Source organism: Robinsoniella sp. (assembly GCF_034124845.1).
Map to the genome: position 1 here is coordinate 1 of NZ_JAWYAJ010000267.1, position 6,260 is coordinate 6,260.

At 43.2% G+C, this 6,260-nt stretch carries 4 protein-coding genes and 1 pseudogene; 4 read left to right on the forward strand and 1 reads right to left on the reverse strand.

What is annotated here, in order from left to right:
* Positions 1 to 923 (reverse strand): annotated as a pseudogene (locus ACH2DQ_RS13215) (helicase); the annotation flags it as partial.
* 375 nt (positions 924 to 1,298) lie between these two features.
* Between ACH2DQ_RS13215 and ACH2DQ_RS13220 the strand changes: the two are divergent.
* From ACH2DQ_RS13220 to ACH2DQ_RS13235, 4 genes are all read left to right on the forward strand, one after another.
* On the forward strand, positions 1,299 to 2,696 hold the full coding sequence (locus ACH2DQ_RS13220; protein ID WP_395027030.1) for an ABC transporter substrate-binding protein: 1,398 nt from the start codon (positions 1,299 to 1,301) through the stop codon (positions 2,694 to 2,696).
* Positions 2,697 to 3,084: 388 nt separating this feature from the next.
* Complete coding sequence (locus ACH2DQ_RS13225; protein ID WP_394914421.1) at positions 3,085 to 3,993, forward strand: carbohydrate ABC transporter permease; 909 nt, start codon at positions 3,085 to 3,087, stop codon at positions 3,991 to 3,993.
* A gap of 1 nt (position 3,994) precedes the next feature.
* Complete coding sequence (locus tag ACH2DQ_RS13230; protein WP_394914422.1) at positions 3,995 to 4,840, forward strand: carbohydrate ABC transporter permease; 846 nt, start codon at positions 3,995 to 3,997, stop codon at positions 4,838 to 4,840.
* Between the two features lie 41 nt (positions 4,841 to 4,881).
* The coding region (locus ACH2DQ_RS13235) for a TIM-barrel domain-containing protein (protein WP_395027032.1) at positions 4,882 to 6,260 on the forward strand (1,379 nt) is incomplete at its 3' end.

The window sequence follows — 6,260 nt, forward strand, 5'->3', positions numbered from 1 at the left end:
TGTGTATTCGGGAATAATTTTTCAAGTATTTCTTCGAATACCATGGATACAACATTACTTTCACCCAGTTCCGGCAATACATCAGAGATATATTGTTCAAACAGGGTGTTCGGTGAAATAATAATGATATTATTTGCAGACAGTTTTACCTGCAGATCCTGATACATCAGGTATGCAGCCCTGTGAAGGGCTATGGATGTTTTGCCGCTTCCGGCTACACCCTGTACCATCATCAGATCATTTTCCATGTCTCTGATTACAAGATCCTGTTCTTTTTGTATGGTTTCAATTATTGTCTTCATTTTGGAAGAGGTATTCTTAGATAACAACTGTCTTAAAAATTCATCTACAATCTGAACATCTGAATCAAAAAAATATTCCAGTCTGCCATCATTGATCTCATACTGCCGCTTTAGATTCACCTCTCCGGTAATTCTCCCGCTGGGTGCATCATAATATACCTGCCCGGTCAGAAAACGGTAAAAAACACTGGCAATTGGAGAGCGCCAGTCATAGATGTACATTTCATGTGTAGCGGTGTCTTTTAAAGAAGTGCGTCCGATATAAATATTTTCAAAAGAATCTTCATCGTCAAACTTAAAATCAATACGAGCAAAATAAGGCGACTTTATTAAATTTTCTAACAGAAATATTTTGTTTTCCACTTCTTCATAGTCTGCAATTTTATCCAGAACCGGATTCACATACTGACTTAACTCAGCAAGGGCTTCAAAACCTTCCGAAGACCAAAGCCCGGATATGGAGTGGGACGTATTTTCCCGCATCTCTTTCTTAGCCGATATAATGGCAGACTTATTCTCTTCATTGTTCTGTCTTGCCTTTTCTATCTGTTCCATTGCTAATGATATCGTTTGTTCTAGCCTTTTGTTTTCTAATTCCAATTCAGACTGTTTATTCTCCATGATAAAAAACACCTCTCAACCAAATTCAACCGGAGTACTAGTGCCACCCGGCGTAAATACGTCGGGTGGCTTTAGCGTCCATAGCCGTTGTTCATCAAGTCTAGCACAACTAAAACTTAAAAAATAGTCTTGTTGTTGCAGATTATGTATGGTACAATAAAAACAAGAGAAAAGGTGATTGGTGCGCAAGCACAATCGCTTTTTTGTTATATTCTCATGGAAGTAAGTTTTTTATGCATCTATATTTTCAAATTTTGTCTGCGTAGCTTTGTAATTCTTCAGCAAAATCCCAACATTACACTTTTCTTATAAAATTGGAATTTTAATTCCTCCAATTATTTCTTATAATAAAGACATCAAAAGGAGGTAGGACAAATGAAAAGGAGATTAGCAATTTTACTGGCAATGGCATTGGGAGCAACGACACTTTTTGGATGCAGTACTGCATCAGATTCATCCGGATCTTCCGATGCAGAAAAAGCAGCTGCAGACACCCAGACGGATGGAGGGGCAAAGACCGAGTCAGGGGCAAAGACAGAATCAGGGACGAAAACCGAGTCAGGGACAGATGCTGCAAGTGAAGCAGGTACAGACGGGGACGGCACAGCAGCCCAGGGAGAAAGTGAATCTGCAGAGGGTAAAGAAGAAGTGGTACTCTGGCATTACATAACGGATCTGGAAAAAGAGTCCCTGGAAAATACCATTAATGAATACAATGCATCCCAGGACAAAGTTTATGTAAAAGCAGAATATGTACCAAGGGAAGAGCTTCTGAAACAGTACACCATCGGTGCTGTATCCGGCGAACTCCCGGATATTGGAATTATTGACTGTACCGACCATTCCTCTTTTGCATCCATGGGAATATTTGCAGATCTTACAGAAAAATTCCAGTCATGGGAAGAAAACCAGTTCCTGGAGGGACCGATAGATTCCTGTACCTATCAGGATAAGCTATATGGTATCCCCTTTAATAGTAACTGTCTGGCGTTGTATTACGATAAAGACCAGCTGGCTGAGGCAGATATTGAAGTACCAACCACCTGGGATGAATTAGAAAAAGCAGCGGAGGCACTTACAAAGGACGGACGTTATGGACTGGCGATGAGCGCTATTAAGACGGAAGAGGCAACCTTCCAGTTCATTCCGTTTCTCTTATCGGCAGGTGGTGATCCTGAGCATCTGAATACCCCGGAAGCCCAGAGTGCATTGGAATTTGTAGCCGGTCTGATTGAAAAAGGGTATATGAGCAAGGAAATTATTAACTGGGGCCAGACGGACATAGAAAAACAGTTTGCTGCAGGCCAGGCATCTATGATGATTAACGGGCCCTGGTCCAATAACCTGAATGATAATGATGCACCTGATAAAAACTGGGGTGTAGCGATGATTCCAAAAGATAAAGAATTTGCCTCTGTTTTAGGAGGAGAGAATCTGGCAGTTTCCAAAGATGCCAATATCGATGCCTGCTGGGACTTTATTACCTGGTTTGAGAGCAAAGAAGTATCCAAAAAGCTGTGCGGGGAAATTAAAAAATTCTCTCCAAGGTCCGACGTATCCGGCGAGGAGACTTTCCCGGATGACGAAGTAATGGCAGTGTTTGGGGAACAGCTGAAAGTGGCACAGGCAAGAGGTCCCCATCCGAAATGGACAGAGCTTTCCACGGCGATTCAGTTAGGTATCCAACAGGCGCTTACCGGAGAAAAGTCAGTACCGGATGCACTTGAGGAAGCACAGAAAACAGTGGATGAAATTAATGCTACGATTAAGTAACAGTCAGTTTCAATAAATAATTACAGGTTATAGCACGCCAGGTGCATCTCTGCAAAGCTTGCAGCCACAATGCCGCTTTTCAGGTGCACACCTAGTGCCTCCCGGCGTAAATACGTCGATATATAGTGCCTGATATTTGTTTCAGGTGTGCGTCTGTGAATCAACGGCGTAGCGGGCTACGACTAGATTCACAGACGTGCAGCTGGCGCAGATAGCGGGTGCTATATAGTGGCGTATTTACGCTGGGAGGTACTAGCGTGATATCTGGTACTGGATTCACAGGAAAGATGACGGCAGGTTCTCACATAAAATGCAGGATGAAACAGTGGCTTTAAAGAGAATAGGTCAGTGAAAATATATGGCAGAAAGGGTTTTTAAAGGTGGTATTATGAAAAAAAGAAAGATTACAGGAGAATACAAAAGGAATATGATGATGGGATATTCGTTTATCCTTCCGGCGGTGATATTTATGCTGGCACTAATCGGCTACCCGATTATTTACAACATCATAATCAGCTTTCAGGATGCCACTGCTCTGACCATTTCCCAGAACAGCAAAGCATTTGCGGGGTTGAAAAATTACAGGGATATTTTCGGGGATTCATTATTCTGGACTTCTTTTAAAAATACATTTGTATATACGGGAGGATGTCTGGTATTTCAGTTTGTAATCGGCTTTGCACTGGCTTTGTTTTTTTCCAAGAAATTCACTTTTTCCCGTTATACCAGGGGGCTGATCGTGATCAGCTGGATGCTGCCGGTTACGGTCACGGCACTCACTTTTAAGTTTATGTTTGCAGAAGGAAACGGCATAATTAATGAGATTCTGCTGAGTCTTCATCTCATAAAGGAACCCATCGGCTGGCTGATTGAACGGAAAACTGCAATGTTAGGAGTTGTTATTGCAAATTCATGGGTGGGTATTCCGTTTAATATGCTTCTTCTTTCCAACGGACTTGGGAATATTTCAGAGGATGTATATGAGAGCGCAGGCATGGATGGAGCGAATAAAATCCAGCGTTTTTTCCATATTACCCTACCGCTGTTAAAGCCCACCATCCTGTCAGTTCTGATTCTGGGATTTGTGCTCACGTTCAAGGTATTTGATCTGATCTATGTAATGACATCGGGCGGGCCGGTAGATGCGACAGAAGTCCTGTCTACTTACTCCTATCAGCTGTCCTTTAAGAATTTTAACTTCGGAAATGGTTCGGCGGCGGCTAATGTACTGTTCCTGTGCCTGTTTATCGTAGGTCTGGTCTATCTTAAATTTATTTCGGATGATGAGGTGATGTAAAATGAAAAAAATACATTTCAATGAAAAGCAAAAAAACCGGATTAACAATGGTATAGCGGTTCTGGTAGTAATTATATTTTTGTTCCCTATTTACTGGGTGGTTGTCAGCTCCCTGAAAATAGATCAGGAGATTTTCAGAAAGCCCCCTACCCTGATTCCATATCAGCCCACATTAACCGCTTATATTCAGCAGTTTACCGGCAGCAGCTCCGTATTCAGGCCTTTCTTAAATTCAGTAATCGTAGCAGTTGGATCTATGGTCATCTGCCTGGCACTTTCGGTACCTGCCGCATACGGACTGGCGCGGTATAAAGTAAAAGGGTCCAAGTTCTTTATGCTGGTATTCTTGGTAACCCAGATGCTTCCGGCATCTCTGGTGCTCACACCCCTGTATCTGATCTATTCCAAACTGGGGCTGTTAAATAATTATCTGGCTCCTATCTTATCTACGGCTACCGTCTCGGTGCCTTTTGTTATACTAATGCTGCGGCCCATATTTTTAAACTGCCCCATAGAATTAGAAGAAGCAGCCAGAATAGACGGATGCAACCGGTTAAGTGCCTTTATCAGAATCATTGTCCCCATCTCAAAGCCGGGAATTGTGACTGCTTTTTCCTTTGGATTTATTATGGCGTGGAATGACCTCGCCTATTCCATGACCTTTAATACAAAAGAGGCAATGAGGCCGATGACAGCAGGAATCTACCAGTTCCTTACGCTGTATGGAACCAGGTGGAATATGATAATGGCATATGGAGTTTTATTAATTCTGCCCATTGTAATTCTATTTATGTCTTTGCAGAAACATATAGTCAGCGGGCTGGTCAGCGGAGCCGTGAAAGGATAATACTGAAGCGCGTTAAAAATTAGAGACAGGAGAATATAGATATGTCAGTATTTCAAATGGATGGAAACCGTCTGGTCTTCCATTACGACGCAGAAAAATTATGGATCGAGCCCTGGGGAGATAACAGTTTCCGGGTTCGGGCAACAAAACAGGCAGAAATGCCGACGGAAGACTGGGCACTTCTAAAAGTGGAGGAAAAGTCCCCATCCCAGGCTGTACTTGAAGAACATCAGGCTTCTATTACAAACGGAAATATAAAAGCCGTGATCTCCAGATATGGAAAAATGACCTTTTATAATCAGAAAGGTGAGGTTTTATTAGAGGAATATTTGCGGAACCGCCTGGATGTATTTGCAGATTATTGCAGCGCGCTGGAGATTGAAGCGAGAGAATTCTGTCCCATACCGGGAGGCGATTACCGTTTGACCATGAGATTTGTCTCCAATCCTGCAGAAAAAATTTATGGAATGGGGCAGTACCAGCAGCCGTACCTGAATTTAAAAGGAACAGATCTGGAATTGGCACAGAGAAATTCACAGGCAAGCGTGCCATTTGCACTTTCTTCTCTGGGATATGGATTTCTGTGGAATAATCCGGCGGTGGGAAGAGTTATTTTTGGAAAGAATATTACCAGCTGGGAAGCGGTGTCAACGAAGGGATTGGACTATTGGATTACGGCAGGGGATACGCCAGCCAAGATAGAAGAGGCATATGCCTCGGTTACCGGAAAAGTTCCTATGATGCCGGAGTTTGCCATGGGATTCTGGCAGTGCAAGCTGAGATACCAGACGCAGGAAGAACTGCTGGGGACAGCCAGGGAATACAAAAAAAGGGGGCTACCGATTTCTGTAATCGTAATCGACTACTTTCACTGGCCCCTGCAGGGAGACTGGAAATTTGATCCCAAGTACTGGCCGGACCCGGAGGGCATGATTGCAGAACTGAAAGAAATGGGAATAGAACTCATGGTATCTGTCTGGCCCACGGTTGATTACCGAAGCGGGAATTTCAAGGAGATGATGGAAAAGGGCTATCTGATCAGAACAGACAGGGGATTTCGTATGGTTATGGATTTCCATGGGAATACGATTCATTTTGATGCCACTAATCCGGATGCGAGAAATTATGTCTGGAATAAGGCTAAGGAAAATTATTATGAGAAAGGAATCAAAGTTTTCTGGCTGGACGAAGCCGAACCAGAGTATTCGGTATATGATTTTGACAATTACCGTTATCATCTGGGACCCAATGTGCAGGTTGGAAATATTTATCCCGCAATGTACGCCAAGGCTTTTTATGATGGAATGAAAGCGGAGGGACAGGAGCAGGTTATCAATCTTCTTCGCTGCGCATGGGCGGGGTCACAAAAGTACGGTGCACTTGTCTGGTCGGGAGACATCCACTCCAGCTTTGCAAGCCT